This window comes from Mesorhizobium sp. M1E.F.Ca.ET.041.01.1.1 (assembly GCF_003997355.1).
Taxonomy (GTDB): Bacteria; Pseudomonadota; Alphaproteobacteria; order Rhizobiales; family Rhizobiaceae; genus Mesorhizobium.
The window spans coordinates 1-3,171 of record NZ_RZSL01000640.1 but is presented as its reverse complement, the minus strand read 5'-3'; the positions used below and the strand labels follow the sequence as shown (position 1 = coordinate 3,171).

General features: G+C 62.6%; 2 protein-coding genes. One reads left to right on the top strand and one right to left on the bottom strand.

From position 1 onward, the window contains the following. On the bottom strand, nt 1-1,178 hold a 1,178-nt coding region (locus tag EOA38_RS31765; RefSeq protein WP_145966159.1), incomplete at its 3' end, for a Xaa-Pro peptidase family protein. A 343-nt stretch (nt 1,179-1,521) separates the two neighbouring features. Here EOA38_RS31765 and EOA38_RS31760 point away from each other — a divergent pair. Beyond that, on the top strand, nt 1,522-3,132 hold the full coding sequence (locus tag EOA38_RS31760; RefSeq protein ID WP_126091843.1) for an ABC transporter substrate-binding protein: 1,611 nt from the start codon (nt 1,522-1,524) through the stop codon (nt 3,130-3,132). The last annotated feature ends 39 nt before the right edge of the window (nt 3,133-3,171 follow it).

Here is a 3,171-nt window from a genome sequence, read left to right as displayed (position 1 = left end):
CCCCTGTTCCACCCCCGCCCGCGGTCGCCGAACATCACATAGCCGGCATCGGTCACCGCTACCGTGTCCTCCAGCTTGATGAAGCCGCGCGTCGGGTGGAGCATCGTCGTCTCGACCGAGAGCACCATGTTCTTTTCCAGCGGCTTTGCCGCGTAGGTGCCTTCGTAGGCGACCGGATGGTTGGTCATCAGGAACGGCGCCTCATGGGTGATCAGCCCCATGCCGTGGGCGAAGAAATCTGTGTAGGCCGCGACCTTCGAGGCCTTCAGCACGCTCTCGGCATGGGCGATCATGTCGCCGCCGAGCGTGCCCGGCTTCACCTTGGAGAAGGCCGCCTGCTGCACCGCCTCGACTTCGGCCAGCAGATCCTCCAGCTCGGCATCCGGCTCGCCAAGCACGCCCATACGGCAAAGGTCGCCGATATAGCCGTGATAGTTGCCGCCGGAATCGATCGACAGCACCTCGCCCTTCTTCCACGCCTGGTCTGAGGCGGCGCGGTTGTGGCTGGAGCCCAGCGTCAGCAGGCAGTATTCGAAATGCGCGCCGCGATTGGTCTCCTCGCGCCTGAGCTGCTCGATGATGTCGGTCTTGGTCGTGCCCTCACGCGCCCGGGCAATAGTCGCCAGCATGGAATCGGTGATCAACTCGGAGGCGATGCGCAGTTTCTCGAGTTCCGCTTCGGTCTTGATCGCGCGCATGGTCTCCAGCATGCCGGTCGCGTCGATGAGCTTGGCGTCCGGCAGCGCCCTGCGGATCAGCGTATAGGCGTCCGAAGGCAGGAAGCCCGGCTCGATGCCGATGCGGGCAGCCTGCTTGCCGATCTTCTGCAGATGTTCGACGGCAAGGTTGGCGGCGTCGAGCGTGCCCCAGCAGGCGGCATGCAATGTCGGCGTCCAGAACGGATGGTTCTGGTGCTCGCCGCCTTCCATCCGGTTGCCGATATAAGCGGCGTGCTCCGGCCCGCCCTTTTCATAGAGGACGATCGGCAGATAGCGGCTGTGGCCGATCGCATCCATCGCCGCGAAAAAGATGAACTTGTAGCCGCCGAGCAGGTACTGCGTGTTGTGCTTGGAAGTGGTGAAGAGCACGTCGATGCCGGCCTCCTCCATCAGCCGGTCTACCCGCGCCTGATCGAACGGGATACTGCTGACGTCGGCCTTGCCCGGAGCGATGTTCATCTGCCTCTCCCTGAATTTTCCGGCCGCTGCAGCGGCCAATCTTTTTGAACGGTTGGTTGTCGGTCAAATCTGCATCATTTTGACCACTCTGGTCCAGCCAGAATTGGCAGAGCATTGCCAATTCAACCTAGCCGAAAGGCTCGTAGGAGCTATTCTCTTTAATCTGGTCTTACCAGATTGCCGCGCCCACAGCCCGAAATATAACTGGTCCAGCGGACGAAAATTTCAAAGCCAAGCCAGCATGCGCCAAATCCGTCTCTGGCGAAACCTTTGCCAAGGGCCATAATCCCGCTCATTTCGAGGTTGCCCGTGCCTGCCGCGGGTGAAGAGGGGAGTTTGAGCGATGTCCGAATTGACGATTTCACGCCGCGGCCTGCTTGCCGGTTCGGCGCTGCTTCTGGCCTCGACCGCGCTGCCGACCATCGGCATGGCGCAGACGCCGAAGAAGGGTGGCAGGCTGATCGTCGCCGCCGACTCCGAGCCGCGCAACCTCAACCCCGCGATCGTCGCCTCAAACGGCGTCTTCTTCATTTCCAGCAAGGTCGTCGAGACCCTGGCCGAGGCCTCCTTCGACGGCAAGGATGGGCTTGAGCCGCGGCTCGCGCTCTCCTGGGAAGGTGCGGCGGACGGGCTGTCGGTGACCTTCAAATTGCGCGACGGCGTCAAATGGCATGACGGCAAGCCCTTCACCTCCGCCGACGTCGCCTTCTCGGCGCTGCAGATCTGGAAGCCGCTGCAGAATCTCGGCCGCACCGTGTTCAAGGACCTTGCTGCGGTCGACACGCCCGATGATCTCACCGCCGTATTCAAATTCGCCAAACCGACGCCGCTCCAGCTCATCCGCAACGCTCTGCCGGCGCTGTCGAGCGTCGTGCCGAAGCATGTCTACGAGAACGGCAAGATCGAGGACAATCCTGCCAACAACGCGCCGGTCGGCACCGGTCCGTTCAAATTCGCCGAATACAAGGCCGGCCAGTACTATCGGCTGGCGAGAAACGACGACTATTGGGGCAAGGACGAGCCCTATCTCGACGAGATCGTCTATCAGGTTCTCCCCGATCGTACGTCTGCCGCCGCGGCGCTCGAGGCGGAAGAGATCCAGCTCGCCGCTTTTTCCGCCGTGCCGCTCGCCGATCTCGACCGCATTTCCAAGGTGCCGGGCCTCAAGGTCGTCACCAAGGGCTATGAGGGGTTGACCTACCAGCTCGTCGTCGAGATCAATCATCGCCGCAAGGAGCTTGCCGATCTCAAGGTGCGACAGGCGATCGCCCATGCCATCGACAAGGACTTCGTCGTCAGGACGATCTTCCTCGGCTATGCCGCGACCGCGACCGGCCCGGTGCCGAAGAACGATCCGCAGTTCTACACCGCCGACGTGCCGACCTACCCCTTCGACGTCGCCAAGGCCAACGAGATGCTGGACGAGGCCGGCTACAAGCGCGCGGACGACGGCAAGCGTTTTGCGCTGAAGCTGCTGCCGGCGCCCTACTTCAACGAGACGAAACAATTCGGCGATTATCTGCGCCAGGCGTTGGCCGCGATCGGCATCGACGCCGAGATCGTCAACAACGACTCCGCGGCCCACATCAAGGCTGTCTACACCGACCATGCCTTCGACCTCGCGGTCGGCCCGCCGGTGTTCCGCGGCGATCCGGCGATCTCGACCACAATCCTGGTGCAGAGCGGCATTCCGGACGGCGTGCCTTTCTCCAACCAGGGCGGCTACAAGAACGCCGACCTGGACGCGCTGATCGCGAAAGCCTCGGAGACGCTCGACACCGCCGCCCGCACCGAGCTCTACAAGGAGTTCCAGAAAAAGGTCGCGGCCGACCTGCCGCTGATCAACGTCGCCGAATGGAGCTTCATTTCCGTCGCCCGAGACACCGTCGGCAACATCGCCGACAACCCGCGCTGGGCGGTGTCGAACTGGGCGGACACCTATTTGGAATCGTGACACACTCAGGCGGATGAGAGTTCGCAATAGAATGGGAAC

Bases quoted from the DNA above. Each gene is read 5' to 3' on its own strand.
- EOA38_RS31760 (WP_126091843.1), top strand. From the start codon at position 1,522: ATGTCCGAATTGACGATTTCACGCCGCGGCCTGCTTGCCGGTTCGGCG.